Annotated in this window: 15 protein-coding genes and 1 pseudogene; 10 read left to right on the plus strand and 6 right to left on the minus strand. The window is 70.7% G+C overall.

The genetic code is table 11. The features are described from left to right. Positions 1-8 precede the first annotated feature (8 nt). Both gltB and QE438_RS15570 read right to left on the minus strand, forming a co-directional pair. Positions 9-4,466 (minus strand): glutamate synthase large subunit, encoded by a 4,458-nt coding sequence (gene gltB, locus QE438_RS15565; RefSeq protein ID WP_306994377.1) that lies wholly within the window; start codon positions 4,464-4,466, stop codon positions 9-11. 222 nt (positions 4,467-4,688) lie between these two features. Beyond that, complete coding sequence (locus tag QE438_RS15570; RefSeq protein WP_165394609.1) at positions 4,689-5,051, minus strand: I78 family peptidase inhibitor; 363 nt, start codon at positions 5,049-5,051, stop codon at positions 4,689-4,691. Between the two features lie 165 nt (positions 5,052-5,216). Between QE438_RS15570 and QE438_RS15575 the strand changes: the two genes are divergently transcribed. Further along, positions 5,217-6,266 carry a DNA topoisomerase IB gene (locus QE438_RS15575; protein WP_306996259.1) on the plus strand — a complete coding sequence of 350 codons (1,050 nt, stop codon included), beginning with the start codon at positions 5,217-5,219 and terminating at the stop codon, positions 6,264-6,266. 69 nt (positions 6,267-6,335) lie between these two features. Here QE438_RS15575 and QE438_RS15580 read toward each other — a convergent pair whose 3' ends face one another. The 4 genes from QE438_RS15580 to QE438_RS15595 form a co-directional block, all read right to left on the minus strand. Beyond that, positions 6,336-6,650 (minus strand): hypothetical protein, encoded by a 315-nt coding sequence (locus QE438_RS15580; protein WP_130524008.1) that lies wholly within the window; start codon positions 6,648-6,650, stop codon positions 6,336-6,338. A gap of 101 nt (positions 6,651-6,751) precedes the next feature. Further along, entirely contained in the window at positions 6,752-6,991 is a 240-nt protein-coding gene (locus tag QE438_RS15585; protein WP_306994374.1) for a hypothetical protein, read from the minus strand. Next, entirely contained in the window at positions 6,978-7,424 is a 447-nt protein-coding gene (locus QE438_RS15590) for a 3-dehydroquinate dehydratase (protein ID WP_306994372.1), read from the minus strand. The genes QE438_RS15585 and QE438_RS15590 overlap by 14 nt, the downstream gene beginning before the upstream one ends. A gap of 11 nt (positions 7,425-7,435) precedes the next feature. Beyond that, on the minus strand, positions 7,436-7,837 hold the full coding sequence (locus QE438_RS15595) for a type II 3-dehydroquinate dehydratase (protein ID WP_130530036.1): 402 nt from the start codon (positions 7,835-7,837) through the stop codon (positions 7,436-7,438). Between the two features lie 437 nt (positions 7,838-8,274). Here QE438_RS15595 and QE438_RS15600 point away from each other — a divergent pair, with 437 nt between their 5' ends. The 9 genes and pseudogenes from QE438_RS15600 (at position 8,275) to QE438_RS15640 (ending at position 18,941) form a co-directional block, all read left to right on the plus strand. Next, entirely contained in the window at positions 8,275-9,018 is a 744-nt protein-coding gene (locus QE438_RS15600; protein WP_306996257.1) for a transporter, read from the plus strand. A gap of 216 nt (positions 9,019-9,234) precedes the next feature. Further along, positions 9,235-9,327: a potassium-transporting ATPase subunit F gene (locus QE438_RS15605; RefSeq protein WP_130514578.1), complete on the plus strand. Its 93-nt coding sequence runs from the start codon at positions 9,235-9,237 to the stop codon at positions 9,325-9,327. A 13-nt stretch (positions 9,328-9,340) separates the two neighbouring features. Continuing rightward, complete coding sequence (gene kdpA / locus QE438_RS15610) at positions 9,341-11,044, plus strand: potassium-transporting ATPase subunit KdpA (RefSeq protein ID WP_306994368.1); 1,704 nt, start codon at positions 9,341-9,343, stop codon at positions 11,042-11,044. Positions 11,045-11,056: 12 nt separating this feature from the next. Next, positions 11,057-13,100 (plus strand): annotated as a pseudogene (gene kdpB, locus QE438_RS15615) (potassium-transporting ATPase subunit KdpB). A 56-nt stretch (positions 13,101-13,156) separates the two neighbouring features. Next, positions 13,157-13,747: a potassium-transporting ATPase subunit KdpC gene (gene kdpC / locus QE438_RS15620; protein ID WP_306994366.1), complete on the plus strand. Its 591-nt coding sequence runs from the start codon at positions 13,157-13,159 to the stop codon at positions 13,745-13,747. Positions 13,748-14,080: 333 nt separating this feature from the next. Further along, a complete protein-coding gene (locus QE438_RS15625; protein ID WP_286576124.1) occupies positions 14,081-16,738 on the plus strand; it encodes a sensor histidine kinase KdpD in 2,658 nt (885 codons plus the stop codon). Further along, positions 16,722-17,435, plus strand: coding sequence for a response regulator transcription factor (locus QE438_RS15630; protein ID WP_306994362.1), 714 nt, complete (start codon positions 16,722-16,724; stop codon positions 17,433-17,435). Before QE438_RS15625 ends, QE438_RS15630 begins: the two co-directional genes overlap by 17 nt. Before the next feature lie 237 nt (positions 17,436-17,672). Continuing rightward, complete coding sequence (locus QE438_RS15635) at positions 17,673-18,455, plus strand: DOPA 4,5-dioxygenase family protein (RefSeq protein ID WP_306994360.1); 783 nt, start codon at positions 17,673-17,675, stop codon at positions 18,453-18,455. A 99-nt stretch (positions 18,456-18,554) separates the two neighbouring features. Continuing rightward, on the plus strand, positions 18,555-18,941 hold the full coding sequence (locus QE438_RS15640) for a BlaI/MecI/CopY family transcriptional regulator (RefSeq protein WP_306994358.1): 387 nt from the start codon (positions 18,555-18,557) through the stop codon (positions 18,939-18,941). Position 18,942: the final 1 nt, after the last annotated feature.

The raw sequence follows: 18,942 nt of genomic DNA on the forward strand, positions 1-18,942 counted from the left end.
CGCCGCCATCAGGCGGCGCGCCTTAACGCGTCGGTCAACGACTCGATGCTGGCGGCCTTGGGTTTGACCAGCCAGAACTTGCCGATGTAGTCGCGGAACTCGTCCAGGATCTGCTGGGCCCAGATGCTGCCGGTGAGTTCGCGATGGCGCTGGATCAGGGTGTGGATGTGCTGGCGGTAGCTCTCGAAGCCTTCGCCGCTGATGCGGTGGATGTCGATCAGCTCGTGGTTGTAGCGGTCCACGAAATCGCGGTCCACGTCCAGCACATAGGCCAGCCCGCCGGTGAAGCCGGCGCCGAAGTTCAGGCCGACCCGGCCCAGCACCATGACGATGCCATCGGTCATGTACTCGCAGCAGTGATCGCCCGCGCCTTCCACCACCGCCAACGCGCCGGAGTTGCGCACCGCGAAGCGTTCGCCGGCGCGGCCGGCGGCGAACAGCTCGCCGCCGGTGGCGCCGTACAGGCAGGTGTTGCCCAGGATGGCGGTGTTGCGCGCCTCGAAGCGCGCCCCGCGCGGCGGGCGCACCACCAGCCGGCCGCCGGCCATGCCCTTGCCCACGTAGTCGTTGGCCTCGCCTTCCAGCTCCATGTTCAGGCCGCCGGCGTTGAACGCGCCGAAGCTCTGCCCGGCCGTGCCGCGGAAGCGCAGCTGGATCGGCGCATCGCTCATGCCGTGGTTGCCGTGGGCGCGGGCGATCGCGCCGGACAGGCGCGTGCCGATCGAGCGGTCGGTGTTGTGGATCAGGTGGCGGTGGTCGCCGCCGGCCTTGGTCGCGATCGCCCGGGCCAGCTCCGAATCCAGCTGCGTGGCCAGGCTGTCCGGCGGCTCGTACATGCGCTGCGCGGCGCAGGTGCCGCCGTCGACCTGGGCGCCGGCCAGCAGCCGCGTCAGGTCCACGTGCACGCCCGGACGCGGGCTGTGGACGACCTGTTCGAGCAGGTCGGTGCGGCCGACGATCTCGTCCAGCGAGCGCACGCCCAGGCGCGAGAGCCACACGCGCACTTCCTCGGTCAGCAGGCGGAAGTAGTTCTCCACGCGCTCGGGCAGGCCGGTGAAGTGGTCCGCGCGCAGGCGCTCGTCCTGGGTGGCCACGCCGGTGGCGCAGTTGTTGAGGTGGCAGATGCGCAGGTACTTGCAGCCCAGCACGATCATCGGGCCGGTGCCGAAGCCGAAGCTGTCCGCGCCCAGCAGCGCGGCCTTGATCACGTCCAGGCCGGTCTTCAGGCCGCCGTCGGTCTGCAGCACGGTGCGCTCGCGCAGCTGGTTCTGCACCAGGGCCTGGTGGGCCTCGGCCACGCCCAGCTCCCACGGCACGCCGGCATAGCGGATCGAGCTGATCGGCGAGGCGCCGGTGCCGCCGTCGTGGCCGGAGATGGTGATCAGGTCCGCGCCGGCCTTGACCACGCCGGCGGCGATCGTGCCCACGCCGGCATGGCTGACCAGCTTCACCGAGACCAGCGCCTTCGGGTTGACCTGCTTGAGGTCGAAGATCAGCTGGGCCAGGTCCTCGATGGAATAGATGTCGTGGTGCGGCGGCGGGCTGATCAGGCCGATGCCGGGCTTGGCATAGCGCAGGCGCGCGATCAGCTCGTTGACCTTGTGTCCGGGCAGCTGGCCGCCTTCGCCGGGCTTGGCGCCCTGGGCGACCTTGATCTGCAGCACCTCGGCATTGACCAGGTACTCGGGCGTGACGCCGAAGCGGCCCGAGGCCACCTGCTTGATCTTGGAGCGCTTCTCGGTGCCGTAGCGGGCCGGATCCTCGCCGCCCTCGCCGGAGTTGGAGCGCCCGCCCAGCCGGTTCATGGCGATGGCCAGGGCCTCGTGCGCCTCGGGCGAGAGCGCGCCCAGCGAGATGGCGGCGGTGTCGAAGCGGCGCAGCACGTCGCCGGCCTCGGCGACCTGATCCAGCGGCAGCGGCGTATCGGCCAGCTTGAGCTGCAGCAGGTCGCGCAGGGTCGAGACCGGCCGGTTGTGCACCGCGTCGGTATAGGCCTGCCAGTCCTTGGCATCGCCGGTGCGCGTGGCGCGCTGCAGCGTCATGACCACGTCCGGGTTGTACATGTGGTACTCGCCGCCGTGGACGTACTTGATCAGGCCGCCGACCTCGGGCTTGCGCAGGTCGTTCCAGGCGTTGCGGGTCAGCTGCCGGGCCTCGGTGTCCAGGCGCTCGAAGCCCACGCCGCCCACGCGGTTGGCCGCGCCGGGGAAGCACAGCTCCACCACCTCGCGGTCCAGGCCGACCACCTCGAACAGCTGCGCGGCGCGATAGCTGGCGATGGTGCAGATGCCCATCTTGGAGATGATCTTGGACAGGCCCTTGTAGACGCCCTTGCGGTACTTGCGGCCGATCTGGGCCACTTCGCCGCCGGCCTTGAGCAGCAGGATGCCGCGCCGGCCCAGGTCGAACAGGGTCTGGTAGGCCAGGTACGGATACACCGCCGTGGCGCCCACGCCCAGCAGGCAGGCCATGTGGTGCGGATCGCGCGCGGTGCCGGTCTCGATGATCAGGTTGACGTCGCAGCGCAGGCCGACGTTGGACAGGTGGTGGTGCACCGCGCCGGTGGCCAGCAGCGCGTGGACCATCGGCCGGTCGGCGACCGGATAGCGGTCGGACAGCAGCAGCATGACCATGCCTTCGCGCGCTGCGGCCTCCGCCTCCCGGCAGATGCGCTCGATGCCGGCCTTGAGGCCTTCCTCGGGCGCATAGGACAGATCGATCAGCCGGTTCTTGTGCGCGTACTGGTCCATCTTCAACAGCTGGCGCAGCTTGCGCTGGGACAGCACCGGCGAGTTGAGGATGACGTGGTTCACCGTCTCCGGGCCGGCGTGGAAGATGTTGGTCTCCCGGCCCAGCTGGGTGGACAGCGACATGGCGATGCCTTCGCGCAGCGGGTCGATCGGCGGGTTGGTCACCTGCGCGAAGGCCTGGCGGAAGTAGTCGTACAGCGGCCGGGTGTGCTGGCTCAGCACGGCCATGGGCGTGTCGTCGCCCATCGAGCCGGTGGCCTCCTGCTCGGTCTCGGCCAGCGGACGCAGGATCTGCTCCACTTCCTCGGTGCTGAGCTGGAACAGCTTGTGATAGCTGCGCAGGGTCTTCTCGTCGAACGGCTCCTCCACCAGCGAGGGGTCGATCAACTCGGTCTGCAGATAGGTCACGCCCTGCTGCAGCCACTGCTTGAACGGCGCGCGGCCGCGGTTGATGCGATCGATCGCGTCCGAATCGAGCAGGTCGCCGCGCTTGAGGTCGATGGCCATCATCTCGCCCGGGCCCAGCTTGCCCTTGCGGGTGATGCGCTCGGCCGGCAGCTCCCACACGCCCGCCTCGGAGGCGACCAGGAAGTGGCGGTCGGAGGTCAGCATCCAGCGCGCCGGGCGCAGGCCGTTGCGGTCGAGCATGCACGCCGCATAGCGCGCGTCGCAGGCGACGATGCCGGCCGGGCCGTCCCACGGCTCGGTGTTCAGGCCGTAGAACTCGTAGAACGCGGCCAGGTCGGCGTCCTTGAACTCCAGCGAGGCCGTCGCAGGCGGCACCAGGATGCGCAGCGCCTGGATCAGCTCCATGCCGCCGGCGACCAGCAGCTCGAGCATGTTGTCCAGGCTCTGCGAATCCGAGCCGTGCATGGAGATCACCGGATCGAACTGGGCGATGTCGAACTTCGGCGTCTTCCACACCTTGCTGCGCGCCTGCGCCCAGGAGCGGTTGCCCTCGATGGTGTTGATCTCGCCGTTGTGCGCCAGCAGGCGGAACGGATGGGCCAGCGGCCAGCGCGGCATGGTGTTGGTCGAGAAGCGCTGGTGGAACACCACCGCGCTGGAGGTCAGGTCGTTGCGCTGCAGGTCCGGGTAGAACACCGGCAGCTTGTCGGGCAGCACCATGCCCTTGTAGCCGATCACGTGCGGCGAGAGGGTCACCACGTAGAAGTCGGGCGTGGTCTCGCGCAGGGCCTGCTCGGCGCGGCGGCGCGCCAGGAACAGGGCCAGGGCGAAGGCCTCCACGTCCTGCTCGGCACCGGCCTCGACGAAGATCTGCTCGATGCGCGGCAGGGTGGCCTGGGCCAGCTCGCCGCACACCGATTCGTCGGTCGGCGGCACGCGCCAGCCGCACACGCGCACGCCGGTGGCGGTGAGCTCGGCCTCCAGGCGGTCGCGGCAGTCGTGCGCGGCATCGCCGTCGCCCGGCAGGAACACCAGGCCGGCGGCGAAGCGGGCGCCGACCTCGATATGCGCCTCGCGCGCCAGCGCCCGCAGGAAGCCTTCCGGTTTGCGGATCAGCAGGCCGCAGCCGTCCCCGGTCAGGCCATCGGCCGCCACGCCGCCACGATGGGTCATGCGCGACAGGGCGGTGATGGCGGTATCGACGAGCTGGCGCGAGGGCTGGTCGTCCAGCTGCGCGATCATGCCGAAACCACAGGCATCGCGTTCGTCGTTGGGGTCGTACAGCCCGTGGCGGTTGCGGGGGGCCATTGGTGCTACCTCGAAAACGAAGGAGGGGCAGGCGGCACCCGAGCCCTTCGATGGGCGGCGCAGACGTGAAGAAGGTGTCACCGGACTTGCGATGACACCACAACTTGGTGCGCCGCCGCAACGCCTGCGCCACCTTGGTGCAGTGACGGTTTCAGGGGCAACGAAACCGCCGCTTTTTCAGGGGTTCCGCGCCCGGGGCCGACCCGGGCGCGGGCGGGCCGTTCAGCCGCAGCGCACCGACACCGCCACGCCCTTCTCGTCGACCTCGATGTTGAGCCGGCTCTCGTTGAATTCCAGCGTCACCGGCTGGTTGGGCTTGAGCGTGCGCGCGCTCTTGGCGCCGGCGTCCTTCTGCGCCTGGTCCACGTCGGCCTGGGCCGGCGTCTTGCCGACGATCCACTGCGCCTGGGTGGCGTCGCAGGCGCTGGCGTCGGCCGGCGGCGCGGCTTCCGGCGTCGGGGTGGCGGCGGCATCGGCGCGCTGCTCGGACTGGGCCACGGCCTGTTCCTGTTCGTCGGGATTGGGCGCGGCGCAGCCGGCCAGCGCGAGCAGCAACATCAGCGAGGAGGCGGAGAGGGGGGACATGCGAAGGCTCCGTGACGATGAGGGCTTCATGTTAACCAGCCGACGCGCCCGCGCATGCGTCGGTTGACGGCGCTTTCATGCACGAGCAGACAACGTGCCGCCGGCATGGCTGCCTCTCCCAATTCCCGCAAGCGCACCCCCGCCCCGCCCGTGGTCCCGCCGCCGATGGCCGACGTGGCCAAGCTGGCCGGCCTGGTCTATGTCAGCGATGCCGAGCCCGGTTACTCGCGGCGACGCGCCGGCAAGGGCTTCGGCTATCGCGACCCGGAAGGGCGCGCGGTGCGCGATGCGCTGACCCTGACCCGCATCCGCGCGCTGGCCATCCCGCCGGCCTATACCGAGGTCTGGATCTGCCTGCAGGAGCGCGGCCATCTGCAGGCTACCGGGCGCGATGCGCGCCGGCGCAAGCAGTACCGCTATCACCCGGACTGGATGCAGGTCACCGGCGAGGGCAAGTTCGACCGCATCGTCCAGTTCGGCGCCGCCCTGCCGCGCCTGCGTCGGCGCCTGCGCCAGGATCTCAAGCGCCCCGGCTTCCCGCGCGAGAAGGTGCTGGCGATCGTGGTGGCGGTGATGGCCGAGACGCTGGTGCGCATCGGCAACGCCACCTACGCCCGCGAGAACCGCTCCTTCGGCCTGACCACGCTGCGCAACCGGCACGTGGCCTTTGCCCGTGACCGGGTGCGGCTGAAGTTCCGCGGCAAGGGCGGGCTGGAGCACGACATCGGCATCGACGATGCGCGCCTGGTCAAGCTGATCCGCGCGGTGCAGCACCTGCCGGGGCAGGCGCTGTTCCAGTACCAGGACGACGACGGCACGCTGCAGCCGGTCGACTCCGGGCAGGTCAACGCCTACCTGCACGAGGTGATGGGCGAGGACTTCACCGCCAAGGACTTCCGCACCTGGGGCGGCACGCTGGCGGCGTTCAAGCTGCTGGCGGCCACGCCGCTGCCCGAGCCGCCCAGCAAGGCCGCGCTGAACCGCGCCAAGAACGGGGTGATCAAGGAGGTCGCCCGGGCGCTGGGCAATACGCCGGCGGTGTGCCGCAAGGCGTACATCGACCCCTGCGTGTTCGTGGCCTGGGAGGACGGGCGCCTGCAGAAGATCGCCGGCGACGCGCGCGGCGAGCGGCAGTGGGAGCAGGCCGCGCTGAAGCTGATGGCCAAGGTCCACAAGGTCTCGCTGGGCAAGGCCAAGCGCGCGGCCGCGGCCTGATCCGGACCCGGACACGACGACGCCGGCGCGAGCGCCGGCGTCGGGACAGCGGATGCGCCCGCGAGCGGCTTACTGCATCGCCACCGTGGTGCCGCTGCAGCCGATGGCGGTGATCGCGTTGTGCTCGCCGACCTGCACGTGCACGGTCGAGCCGCCTTCGGTCGCGGTCGCGGCCTGATCGCCGGTGGACAGCGCGGTGCTGTCGCTGTCCACGCGGATGCGCTCCAGCGTCGGCTGCGCGGCGGCCAGGCCGACCGCGCCCTTGACCATGTCGGTATGGCAGGTGCCGGAGATGGTGCCGTCCAGCGGCTGGAACGCCAGCGGCGCCGAGGCGCAGGCGGACAGGGCCAGGGACATGGCGGCGGCGGTCAGGGCAAGACGCATGGGAGCTCTCTTTCGGTGGGCAGCGGAGCCAAGCATTGCCGCGATCGTGTTGCGGCGTGATGAAGCCGCGTGTCATCTCATGTCAGCGGACCCGGCGTGGCCTAGAGCCGCGCCAGCGTGCGGATGCGCACTTCGGCGGCGCCCACGCCGTGGCGGTCGGCCGCGCGCTGCTGCAGGTCGTGCAGCCAGGCCGCGTCCGCGCCGGGCAGCGGGTCGCCGGGCGGCCCGGCCTGGATCAGCTGGCCCCAGGCGATCGCCTGGCCGCCCACCCACACCTCGTAATCGACGAAGTAGCGCACCGCGACCGGCGTGCGCGCCGTGGCCGGCTCAGGTGCCCACATGGACATCGTCCAGTTCGCTGCAGCCCAGGTGTTCCAGCGCCAGCGACAGGGCCAGGGTGTAGCTGTGCGCGCCGTAGCCCTGGGCCCGACCGACGCGCCGGCCGCTGGCGTCGGGCAGGCAGGCCTCGGGCTGGCCGGGCGGGTCGTCGTGCACTTCGATGTAGGGCAGGGGCTGCTGTGCGAGCAGCGCCTGCAGGCGCGGGCTGGCGCTGCAGGCGCCGGGATCGAGCAGCACCAGCTCGACCTGGGTGCGCCGGCACAGGGTGAGGGTCTGCAGCAGCTCGCGCTCGCTGGCGCAGCTGCGCAGGGCGATGGTCTTGCCGGCGCAGCAGGCCAGCTCGGCCAGGCCGTGCATCACCGGTGAGGGCAGGGAGGCCGGCGGCGTCGGCGGGGCATGGAGGCGGTCGGGGCCGCGGACGATGACGATGGACATGGCGGCGGCCCTCAGTGCGGGTCGAGCGGCGCGGCGACCAGGCGCGCGGCCACGGCCAGCGCCATGGTCAGGCGCGCGGCGGCGTCGCGGTCGACGTTGAACACGGCCAGCGCCTCGTGCTGCGGATGGGCCCAGTGGGCGAACTCCTGGGCGCTGTGGTCGTGCAGTTCGATATACGGCGCGTCCAGCGCATCGAGCGCGTCGCGCAAGGCTGCGCCGTGCAGGGCGCAGTCGCGCGCGGACCACGCGCCGGGGTCGAGCACCACCAGCGGCGCGCGCTGGCGGCGGGCCAGGTGCAGGCCGCCGACCATGGCCGGCAGCGTGTCGCACTGGATCAGGTCGATGGACAGCGCGGCATGCGGGGGCAGTGAGACCGGGCCGGCGGCCGGCCCTTGGAGCAACACGATGGACATGAACATGGCAGCTGACAGCGCACCACGGTGCGGGACGCGCATGGTTCGCGCTGAGCGCATCAACGCGCCATGCGCATTGGCGCCTGCGGCATAAATTCTTCGCAATCTCTGCGCCGCGCAGCACGCGCGCCTGGCGATTTGATGCGGTTTTTATGTCAGAGGCAGCGGGCGCGGATGGTGTCTTTACGCCGCCCCTTCCTATCTTGCGCTGGCCTTGCAGCGTGGCGTGGCGAGGCCACTCACGCACCCAACCCAGCAGATCGACCTCCCGTGCAAAGGCCGTGGAAGGTCGTCATACCGCGCGTCCGCTGATTGCCGGGCGACGCCAAGGAAGCTTCGTTTTGAACATCGAGACCTCACTCAACGCGCCGCGTGGGCGCGCGCCGCTGGCCTCTGGCGCACTCGTGCTGCTCGGCCTGGCCTGTGCGGCCCCGGCCATGGCGGCCGGCGACGACGCGCCGCTCTGCACCGACCGCCCGACCAAGAGCAATGCGGTCTGCACCGTTCCCGCCGGCGATTGGCAGGTGGAAGCGGATGTCACCAGCTACACCCGCGATACCCAGCCCGCGACCAGGACCGAGACCTTCGCCTTCGCCAATACCGGGCTGAAGTACGGACTGAGCGACAACACCGACCTCCAGCTGTACTGGTCCCCGCAGGTGGAAGTGCGGACGCTGGATCGCACTGATGGCGCCATGTCACGCCTGTCCGGCGGCGGTGATGCGACCCTGCGCCTGAAGACCCGCTTCTACGAGGGCCCATCGGTGAGTGTGGCGGTGATTCCTTTCGTCAAGATGCCGACCGCCGCCGACGGCCTGGGCAACGACAAGTGGGAGGGGGGCGTGGCCCTGCCGATCAGCCTCAGCCTGCCGCGCGGCTTCACCCTGTTGCTGGGGCCGGAGCTGGATGCGCTGGCCGACAGCGACGGCAGCGGCACCCACCTGGGCGTGACCAATCTGGTCAACCTCTCCCGTGCGCTCACCCCGCGACTGGGCGTGGCGGTGGAGCTGTGGTCCTCGGTGAACAAGGACCCGTCCGGCACGATCAGGCAGGCCTCCGCGGACGTGGCGGTCAGCTACCTGCTGGCTCCGAAGTTCCAGGTCGATCTCGGCGCCAACTTCGGTCTGAACGACCGGACGCCCGATGTCCAGGGCTATGTCGGATTCGCGCATCGGTTCTGAGCCGCGCGGCCTGCCCGGGCGGAGATTTGATGAAGAATTTACGCAGGGCGGCGCATCGCGCCTAGCGCCTTTACCGGCACGCGCTCGACACTTTCGCCCGTTCCGGCACACCCGGGGCGGGTGCCGCATGCAGGGAGCTGCATGCCCCCTTCCCTCATTCCCCTGCGGATCGCGCGGCACGCATGGCCGCCGACCGCAGTCCATGGAGACACAACCATGCCTGGCTGGCTAGCTTTGACCTGTGGTGCGCTGGTGATCCTCGCCGCCGCCTACCTGCTCTACGTCGTGCTGCGACCCGAAGACTTCTGAAGGAACCCACGACATGCTTGAGATCTTCCTGATCCTGGCCGCCGCGCTGCTGCTGGCCTGGCCGCTGGGTCTGTACCTGGCCCGGGTGATGCGCGGCGCGCCGATGCGCGGCGATGCCCTGTTCGGCCTCGTCGAGCGGCCGCTTTATGCGCTGCTGGGCGTGGACCCGGCGCGCGGCATGTCCTGGCGCGGCTATGCCGGCGCCTTCGTGCTGAGCAATGTGGTGGTGGGCGTGCTGGTGTGGGCGATGTTCATGACCCAGGCCTGGCTGCCGCTCAATCCCGACGGCGTGCCCAACATGCGCTGGGACCTGGCGCTGCACACCATGGTCTCGTTCCTGACCAACACCAACCAGCAGCACTACTCGGGTCAGGCGCAGCTGTCCTACCTGTCGCAGATGGTGGCCATCACCGGGCTGCAGGTGATCACCCCGATGATGGGCCTTGGGCTGGCGGTGGCCACGCTGCGGGCGTTCTTCGGCAAGGGCCGCGCCGCCGATGCCCAGGAAGGCGACGCGCGCGCGGTCGATGTGGGCAATTACTACAGCGATGTGATCCGCGCCTGCGTGCGCTTCATGCTGCCGCTGTGCCTGCTGTGGACGCTGTTGCTCGGCAGCCAGGGCGTGCCGTCCACGCTGCAGGCCGGTCCCACCGCCACGCCGATCGCGCAGAGCGCGGACTTCAGCGCGCAGAAGCTGCCGCTGGGCCCGGTCGCGGCGATGGTCGCGGTCAAGCAGCTGGGCACCAACGGCGGCGGCTGGTACGGGCCCAACAGCGCGATGCCGCTGGAGAACCCGACCCCGTTCTCCAACGCGCTGGAATGCATCGCGCTGGTACTGATCCCGATCGCGGTGGTGGTGATGGTCGGCGCGTTCACCGGCCGGCGGAAGCTGGCCGGGCTGATCTTCGGCAGCATGGTGGCGATGTCGGCCGCCTCCACCGCCGCGCTGGTGTGGGCCGAGGGCCATTCGGCCAGCGCCGCCAGCCCGCTGCTGATGGAAGGCAAGGAGGTGCGCTTCGGCGCCGATGCCTCCGCGCTGTGGGCGGCGCTGACCACGCAGACCTCCAACGGCTCGGTCAACGCCATGCACGACTCGCTCAGCCCGCTCAGCGGTGGCGTGGCCATGATCGACATGCTGATCAACGCCATCTGGGGCGGCATCGGCTGCGGCCTGCAGCAGTTCATCGTGTATCTGCTGCTGGGCGTGTTCCTGGCCGGGCTGATGACCGGGCGCACGCCGGAGCTGTTCGGGCGCAAGATCGAGACCGGCCAGGTCAAGCTGCTGGCGCTGCTGATCCTGCTGCAGCCGATCGTGCTGCTGCTGTTCACCGCCATCGCGCTGGCGGTGCCCGCGCTGACCGCCAACTCCAATCCCGGCTTCCACGGCATCAGCCAGGTGTTCTACGAGTACGCCTCGGCCTTCGCCAACAACGGCTCGGGCTTCGAGGGCCTGGGCGACAGCACGCCGTGGTGGAACCTCAGCTGCACCCTGGTGCTGCTGCTGGGCCGCTACCCGGCGCTGATCGTGCCGCTGGTGGTCGCCGCGCAGCTGGCGGCCAAGCGCGCCGCGCCCGAGTCGCCGGGCAGCCTGCAGATCGAAACCCCCACCTTCGCCCTGACCCTGATCGCGGTGATCGCCGTGCTGACCGTGCTGCAGTTCATGCCGGTGCTGGTGCTGGGCCCGGTCGCCGAACACCTGGCGCTGATGGCGCACTGAAGGACGCTGAACATGAACTCCCAAGTCCATTCCCACCGCGCGCCGCAGCGCCTGCTCGATGGCGCGGCCATCCGTGCCGCGCTGCGCGATGCGGTGCTCAAGCTCAATCCCGCCAAGCTGGTGCGCAGCCCGGTCATGGCCGTGGTCATGGCCGGCACCCTGGTCGCGCTGCTGGTCACGCTGACCGGCAACGCGCCGCTGGGCTTCGGCCTGGCGGTCAGCGCGATCCTGCTGCTGACGGTGCTGTTCGGCAATTTCGCAGAGGCCATCGCCGAGGCGCGCGGCCGCGGCCAGGCCGCCTCGCTGCGCACCGCGCGCCAGGACCTGATCGCGCGCAAGGTCGATGCCATCCAGGGCCATGCCAGCGAACGCAGCCTGCCCGCCGCGCAGCTGCGCCCGGGCGATCTGGTGATCGTCTCAGCCGGGCAGCAGATCCCGGCCGACGGCGAGATCGTGCGCGGCCTGGCGACCATCAACGAGGCCGCGGTCACCGGCGAGTCGGCGCCGGTGCTGCGCGAGGCCGGCACCGACCGCAGCGGCGTGATCGGCGGCACCAAGGTGCTGACCGACGAGATCGTGGTGAAGGTCACCGCCGAGCCGGGCAACAGCTTCCTGGACCGCATGATCGCCCTGGTCGAAGGCGCCAACCGACAGAAGACGCCCAACGAGATCGCCCTGACCCTGCTGCTGGCGGCGATGACGCTGACCTTCCTGATCGTGGTCGCCACGCTGCCGGCCATCGGTGCGTTCGTCGGCGTGCGCGTCGACCCGCTGCTGTTGATCGCGCTGCTGGTGTGCCTGATCCCGACCACCATCGGCGGCCTGCTGCCGGCCATCGGCATCGCCGGCATGAACCGCGCCCTGGCGGCCAACGTACTGGCCAAGTCCGGCAAGGCGGTGGAAGTTGCGGGCGACGTTGGACGTGCTGCTGCTGGACAAGACCGGCACCATCACCCACGGCGATCGCCAGGCCACGCACTTCCACACCCTGGCCGGCATCGACGCGACCCAGCTGCGCGAGGCCGCGCTGCTGTCCTCGCTGGCCGACCCGACGCCGGAGGGCAAGTCGATCGTGCGGCTGGCGCGCGAGCAGGGCTGCACCGCCACCGAGCCCGACCAGGCCGAGTACCTGGCCTTCACTGCGCAGACCCGCATGTCCGGCGTGGACGTGGCCGGTCGCGCGATCCGCAAGGGCGCCGTGGATGCCATCGCCGCCTACGTGACCGCGCTGGGCGGCAGCGTGCCTTCCGAACTGGCCGGCCGCGTCGAGCAGGTCGCGCGCGGCGGCGCCACCCCGCTGGTGGTGGCCGAAGGCCGGCACGTGCTGGGCGTGATCGAGCTGTCCGACGTGGTCAAGCACGGCATCAAGGAGAAGTTCGCCCAGCTGCGTGCGATGGGCATCAAGACGGTGATGATCACCGGCGACAACCCGCTCACCGCCGCGGCCATCGCCGCCGAGGCCGGCGTGGACGACTACATCGCCCAGGCCCGCCCCGAGGACAAGCTCGCCCGCATCCGCGCCGAGCAGGCCGGCGGGCGGCTGGTGGCCATGGTCGGCGACGGCACCAACGACGCCCCGGCGCTGGCCCAGGCCGACGTGGGCCTGGCGATGAACTCCGGCACCCAGGCCGCCAAGGAGGCCGGCAACATGGTCGACCTGGACAGCGATCCGGCCAAGCTGCTGGCGGTGGTGGAAGTGGGCAAGCAGCAGCTGATCACGCGCGGCGCGCTGACCACCTTCTCGCTGGCCAACGACGTGTCCAAGTACTTCGCCATCCTGCCGGCGCTGTTCGCCGCGACGATTCCCTCGATGGCGGCCTTGAACGTGATGCACCTGTCCAGCCCGCGCAATGCGGTGCTGGCGGCGCTGATCTTCAATGCGGTGGTGATCCCGGCGCTGATCCCGCTGGCCCTGCGCGGCGTGCGCTTCCGCCCGGCCACGGCCACCGTGCTGCTGCGCCGGAACATGCTGATCTACGGCGTGGGCGGCGTGGTGCTGCCGTTCGTGGCGATCAAGCTGATCGATCTCGTCCTGGCCGCGGTGGTGGGCGCATGAGCCGCGTCGACCTCGCCCAGACCCTGATGTCCCGCCCTTCCGGAAAAGGAGCTGCCATGTCTTCCCACGTTCTGCAGGACCGCGCCGCGTGGCGGCCGGCCCTGGTGTTGTCCCTGGTCGCGCTGCTGGTGATGGGGCTGCTGTACGCCCTGATCGGCACGGGCCTGGCGCGCGTGGCGTTTCCCGAGCAGGCCACCGGCAGCCTGCTGCGGCGCGGCGACACCGTGATCGGCTCGGCGCTGGTGGCGCAGCCGTTCGCCGGCGATCAGTGGTTCCAGCCGCGCCCCTCGGCGGCCAAGTACGACCCGATGTCGGCCGCCGGCAGCAACCAGGCGCGCAGCAATCCCGACGCGATCAAGCGCGTGGACGACGCGATCGCGCAGGTCGCCGCGCGCGAGGGAGTGACACCCGCGCAGGTGCCTTCGGACCTGGTGACCCAGTCCGGTGGCGGGCTGGACCCGGACATCTCGCCGGCCGCGGCGCGCATCCAGATCGCCCGCGTGGCCCGTGCGCGCGGCTTGCCGGTGGAGACGGTGGCTGCGTTGGTGAAGTCGCATACGACCGGCAAACAGTTCGGCGTGTTCGGGCAGCCGCGGGTGAATGTGGTGGCGCTGAACCTGGCGTTGGAGGACGCCTCCAAGCGCTGAGATCGAGGCCGGCGTCGGCTCCCCCCCATCCGTCATTGGCGTCGGCTCCCCCAAATCCGTCATTCCCGCGAAAGCGGGAATCCAGGGACGTTGCTTCTCGCTTTGAGCATGCGGCGCACCTCCCAGCGGCAGACCGCGGATCAAAAGCTTCGCGGGGTACTGACGTGGAATAAGGGAGCCCAAGGCAAGGGCAAAAGCGCAAAGTCCCTGGATTTCCCGCGTTCGCGGGAATGACGGATTTCAGGTTGGTGCCCCGTGCCGGCGCTTGGCTCCGCGCAGATCGAAAGCGCTCCAACCCACCAAAACCCAAAGCAACCCAAGCAAAATCTCCCCATGACCGACCCCCGCACCCGCCAGGCCGACGCCCTCATCGAGGGGCTGCAACGCGAGCATGGCGGCCAGCTCACCGTGTTCCTCGGCGCGGCGCCCGGTGTGGGCAAGACCTACGCCATGCTCGGCCGCGCGCGCGAGCAGCTCCGGCGCGGCACCGATCTGGTGGTCGGCATCGTGGAGACCCATGGCCGCAGCGAGACCGCCGCCCTGGCCGAAGGCCTGCCGCAGCAGCCGCGCAAGCGCGTCGAGTACCAGGGCCGGGTGCTGGAGGAGATGGACCTGGACGCGCTGCTGGCGCGCAAGCCGGCCCTGGTGCTGGTGGACGAGCTGGCGCACCGCAACGCGCCGGGCAGCCGCCACGAGCGCCGCTGGCAGGACGTGGTCGAACTGCTCGATGCCGGCATCGACGTGTGGACCACGATCAACGTCCAGCATCTGGAAAGCCTCAACGACATGGTGCTGCGCATCACCGGCGTGCGCGTGTCCGAGACCGTGCCCGATGCGGTGTTCGACCGGCTCAACGACATCGTGCTGGTGGACATCCCGCCGCGCGAGCTGGTCGAACGCCTGCAGCAGGGCAAGGTCTATCTGCCCGACCAGGCGGCGCAGGCGCTGCAGGCGTTCTTCTCGCCGTCCAACCTGACCGCGCTGCGCGAGCTGGCCATGCAGACCGCGGCCGAGCACGTGGACAACGCGCTGCGCGAGGACGCCGCCGCGCGCGGCCAGGCCGGCGTGCCCGTGCGCCGGCGCGTGCTGGTGGCCATCGACGGCGGCGGCCAGAGCGAATACCTGGTGCGCGTGGCCCGGCGCATCGCCGAACGCCGCGGCGCGCCGTGGACCGTGGTCACCGTACAGCGGCGCGGGTTCGATGCCGAGAGCCAGCAGGAGATCGACCGCGCCTTCGCCCTGGCCCGCCGCCTGGGCGGCGAGGCCGAACTGCTGCACGGCCCCAACATCGCCGACGCCCTGCTCGACCACGCCGGCCATACGGGCGTGTCCACCCTGGTGCTGGGCCGCACCCGCGAGCGGCCGCTGGCGCGCATGGTCAACCGCACCCTGACCCAGCAACTGATCCAGCGCGGCGCGCACCTGGAGATCAACATCGTCAGCACGCCGGCCGCGCGCGCCCGGGCGCGGCGCAGCCTGCATGCGCTGCCGCAGCGGCTGAGCCGGCACGATGCCGGCTTCTCGCTGCTGGCGACGGTCGCCGCGGTGGCGCTGGCCTGGATCGCGCAGCGCTGGGTCGGGCTGGACGACCTGTCGATGGTGTTCATCGTCGCGGTGGTGGTGGTGGCCGCGCGCACGCGCATGGCCGCGGCGGTGCTCAGCGCCGTGCTGTGCTTCCTGGCCTACAACTTCTTCTTCATCGAACCGCGCTTCACCCTGCACATCAGCGCCGAGCAGGGCGTGGTGACGGTGTTCCTGTTCCTGGCCGCCGCGCTGGTGGCCGGGCGCCTGGCCTCGCGCCTGCGCATGCAGGTACTGGCGCTGGCGGCGGCCAACCGCCACGCCACGGCGATGCAGCAGCTGGGGCGTGAGCTGTCCACGGCGGCCGACCTGGGCCAGGTGCTGCAGGCCGGGCGCCGCGCGCTGGAGCGCGCGCTGGATGCGCAGGCCTGGCTGCGCGTGGGCGAGCAGGTCGAGGCCGCGCCCACCGCCGCGCTGGGCGACACCGACCATGCCGCCGCGGCCTGGACCCAGCGCCACGGCGCGCCCAGCGGCCGGCATACCGACACCCTGGCCGGCGCGGGCTGGTGGTTCGTGCCGATGACCGCCGGCGAGCGCACCACCATCGGCGTGGCCGGGCTGCGCATGGACGATCCCTCGCCCCCGGGGCTGGAGCGCCGCCGCCTGGCCGAGGCCATGGTGGAGGACATCGCCCAGGCCGCCCTGCGCACGCGCTTGGTCGGCGACCTGGAGAATGCCCGCATGAGCGGCGAGACCGAGCGCCTGCGCTCGGCCCTGCTGTCCTCGGTCAGCCACGACCTGCGCTCGCCGCTGGCGGCGATGATCGGCTCGGCCAGCAGCCTGTCCGGCTACGGCCAGGCCATGCCGGTCGAGGACCGGCGCGCGCTGCTGGACACCATCCTCACCGAAGGTGAGCGCCTGGACCGCTACATCCAGAACCTGCTGGACATGACCCGCCTGGGCCACACCGGCCTGACCCTCAACCGGGACTGGATCGGCGTGGACGAGCTGATCGGTTCGGCCGTGCGCCGGCTGCAGCGCTACCAGCCCGGCGTGCGCGTGGAGACCGCGCTGGCGCCGGAGCTGCCGATGCTGTGGGTGCATCCGGCGCTGGTCGAGCAGGCGGTGTTCAACGTGCTGGAGAACGCGGCCAAGTTCTCCCCACCGGACCAAGCGGTGCGCGTGTCGGCCCAGCTGGCGCCCGGCGGCCTGCGCATCGATGTGGCCGACCGTGGCCCGGGCATCCCCGAGGACGAGCGCGCGCGCATTTTCGACATGTTCTACAGCGTCGAGCGCGGCGACCGTGGCCGCCACGGCACCGGCCTGGGGCTGACCATCTGCCAGGGCATGATCGGCGCGCACGGCGGCAGCGTGGAGGCACTTCCCGGTCAGGATGGGCGCGGTACGCTGATCCGCATCACCTTGCCGCTGCTGCAGCCACCGCCCCGCAACGATGCCGACGACGACTGAACCCCCCACCACGCCCGCGCGCGTGCTGGTGATCGACGACGAAGCGCAGATCCGCCGCTTCCTCGACATCTCCCTGCGGGCGCAGGGCTACGTGGTGCTGCAGGCGGCCGATGGCCGCGCCGGCCTGGAGACGCTGGCCACGCAGGGCGCGGACCTGGTGATCCTGGATATCGGCCTGCCCGATCTGGATGGGCACGAAGTGCTGGCGCAGCTGCGCCAGTGGAGCCAGGTGCCGGTGCTGATGCTCAGCGTGCGCGCCGCCGAGAGCGAGAAGGTCGCCGCGCTCGACGGCGGCGCCAACGACTACGTCACCAAGCCCTTCGGCACGCAGGAGCTGATGGCGCGCGTGCGCGGCCTGCTGCGCCAGCACGTGGTGGCCGACGCCAGCGCGCCGCCGCTGTTCGACGACGGCCACCTGCACATCGACCTGGTCCGCCGCGAAGTGCACCTGGACGGCGCCCCCGTGGTGCTGACCCGCAAGGAGTTCGCCCTGCTATCGCTGCTGGTGGCCAACGCCGGCCGCGTGGTCACCCAGCCGCAGCTGCTGCGCGAGGTCTGGGGCCCCACCCACACCGAGGACACCCACTACCTGCGCGTGCTGGTCGGCAAGCTGCGCGCCAAGCTCGGCGATTCGGCGCTGGCGCCGAAGTACCTGGCGACCGAGCCAGGGGTGGGGCTGCGCTTTCTGGGGTGTTGAGCGGCGGGTCGCTCCTCCACTCGCCCGGATCGGGCTTCGCGATGCAGGGTCGATCTTCAGTCTGACTTGAATGAGCCGAGCTCAAGCCGCCCGGACTCAAGGCAACTTGGAGGCGACGACTTGGGCATGCCCAACGCATGAGCTCATGCGCGATCGCCATATCGGGCGGTCCGATGCGCTGCCTACCATGGCCGCGAAGCACGCATGGGGTGCGTGCACAAGCCCTGGACCTGCACGATGTCTGCCACGCACGACGACGCCCTGCGCCCGCAGGATGAGGAACACGCCCACCGCCTGGTGGACCGCCACGGGCGCCTGGTGCGCAACACGCCGCAGGATCAGGACTGGGCCGATCTGCTGTCGCCGGCGCGGCGGCGCCTGATCGGCGCGAGCGCGCTGGCCGCCGGTGGGCTGGCGCTGTCGGCACAGGGCGCCGCGGCGGCGCCGGCGGCTGGCGAAAATTTCACCGCGCCGGGCAAGCCCGGCTTCCGCGCCCTCGTGCCGCCGCCGGACGCGGGCAAGAGCCCCTGGGGCGAGCACACCGCCGCCGAGCCTACGCCGCGTCCGCGCAGCATCCGGCCCGGCGAGAAGACGCTGCCGGCCAGGCCGCGCGCCTATACCGACGTGAAGAGCTATCACGCGCATATCTACTTCGACGAGGACACCTACGAGAAGGCCGCGCTGATCCGCCGCTGGACCGCCGAGCGCTTCCCGGTGGAGCTGGGCAACTGGAACCTGGAGCCGCGCGGCCCGCACGTCACCCCATCGTTCTACTTCGGCTTCACCAACGACCTGCTGCCCGTGGTGGTGCCGTGGCTGCAGTTGAACAGCCTGGGCCTGACCATCCTGCTGCACCCCAACACCGGCGACGAGCGCGCCGATCACCTGTACTACGCACTGTGGGTCAACCGCTCCCAGCCGGTCAACGGCTATCTGATGCCCGACCTGGAGAAGGGCGGCGAGCCGCACCTGGAGCGGATCTACCCGAACATCGTGCCGACTGTTCCCTTAGAGACCTAACCCCCCCACGGCCGTTCGTCGGCCATGACCTCCGGCAGGGTTGACTACAGTTGTCGTCATGGCTAGGTTGACTACAAATGTAGGCAACCGGAGACGGCCATGCGCCGCAAGAGCATCGGGGACCAGGAGCTGGCGCTGCTCCAGTACATCGGCGAGCAGGGCGAAGCGACGGTAGGCGAGGTGGCCGCTGGCTTCGGCGAGGCGCGCGGGCTGGCGCGCTCGACCGTCCTGACCATGATGGAGCGCCTGCGCACCAAGGCCTACCTGCGGCGCAAGCAGGTCGACGGCGTGTACCGCTACGCCGCCACGGCCGGCCAGGACGCGGTGGTCCAGGGCGCGGTGCAGAGCTTCGTGGAGAAGACGCTGCAGGGCTCGGTCTCGCCGTTCGTGGCGTGGATGTCCCAGCGCAGCGAGGTCAGCGACGATGAGCTGGCCGAACTCGAGGCGCTGGTCGCCAAGCTGCAGTCGCAGCGCAAGGGGGGCTGAG

The organism is Pseudoxanthomonas sp. SORGH_AS_0997, from assembly GCF_031453535.1.
Lineage (GTDB): Bacteria > Pseudomonadota > Gammaproteobacteria > Xanthomonadales > Xanthomonadaceae > Pseudoxanthomonas_A > Pseudoxanthomonas_A winnipegensis.

Coding starts and splice junctions, on each gene's coding strand:
- QE438_RS15605 (WP_130514578.1), top strand. CDS start 9,235: ATGCCTGGCTGGCTAGCTTTGACCTGTGGTGCGCTGGTGATCCTCGCC.
- QE438_RS15575 (WP_306996259.1), top strand. CDS start 5,217: ATGGCCGACGTGGCCAAGCTGGCCGGCCTGGTCTATGTCAGCGATGCC.
- QE438_RS15600 (WP_306996257.1), top strand. CDS start 8,275: ATGGCGGCCGGCGACGACGCGCCGCTCTGCACCGACCGCCCGACCAAG.
- QE438_RS15630 (WP_306994362.1), top strand. CDS start 16,722: ATGCCGACGACGACTGAACCCCCCACCACGCCCGCGCGCGTGCTGGTG.
- QE438_RS15570 (WP_165394609.1), bottom strand. CDS start 5,051: ATGTCCCCCCTCTCCGCCTCCTCGCTGATGTTGCTGCTCGCGCTGGCC.
- QE438_RS15580 (WP_130524008.1), bottom strand. CDS start 6,650: ATGCGTCTTGCCCTGACCGCCGCCGCCATGTCCCTGGCCCTGTCCGCC.
- kdpA (WP_306994368.1), top strand. CDS start 9,341: ATGCTTGAGATCTTCCTGATCCTGGCCGCCGCGCTGCTGCTGGCCTGG.
- gltB (WP_306994377.1), bottom strand. CDS start 4,466: ATGGCCCCCCGCAACCGCCACGGGCTGTACGACCCCAACGACGAACGC.
- QE438_RS15640 (WP_306994358.1), top strand. CDS start 18,555: ATGCGCCGCAAGAGCATCGGGGACCAGGAGCTGGCGCTGCTCCAGTAC.
- QE438_RS15595 (WP_130530036.1), bottom strand. CDS start 7,837: ATGTCCATCGTGTTGCTCCAAGGGCCGGCCGCCGGCCCGGTCTCACTG.
- QE438_RS15590 (WP_306994372.1), bottom strand. CDS start 7,424: ATGTCCATCGTCATCGTCCGCGGCCCCGACCGCCTCCATGCCCCGCCG.
- QE438_RS15635 (WP_306994360.1), top strand. CDS start 17,673: ATGTCTGCCACGCACGACGACGCCCTGCGCCCGCAGGATGAGGAACAC.
- QE438_RS15625 (WP_286576124.1), top strand. CDS start 14,081: ATGACCGACCCCCGCACCCGCCAGGCCGACGCCCTCATCGAGGGGCTG.
- kdpC (WP_306994366.1), top strand. CDS start 13,157: ATGTCTTCCCACGTTCTGCAGGACCGCGCCGCGTGGCGGCCGGCCCTG.
- QE438_RS15585 (WP_306994374.1), bottom strand. CDS start 6,991: ATGTGGGCACCTGAGCCGGCCACGGCGCGCACGCCGGTCGCGGTGCGC.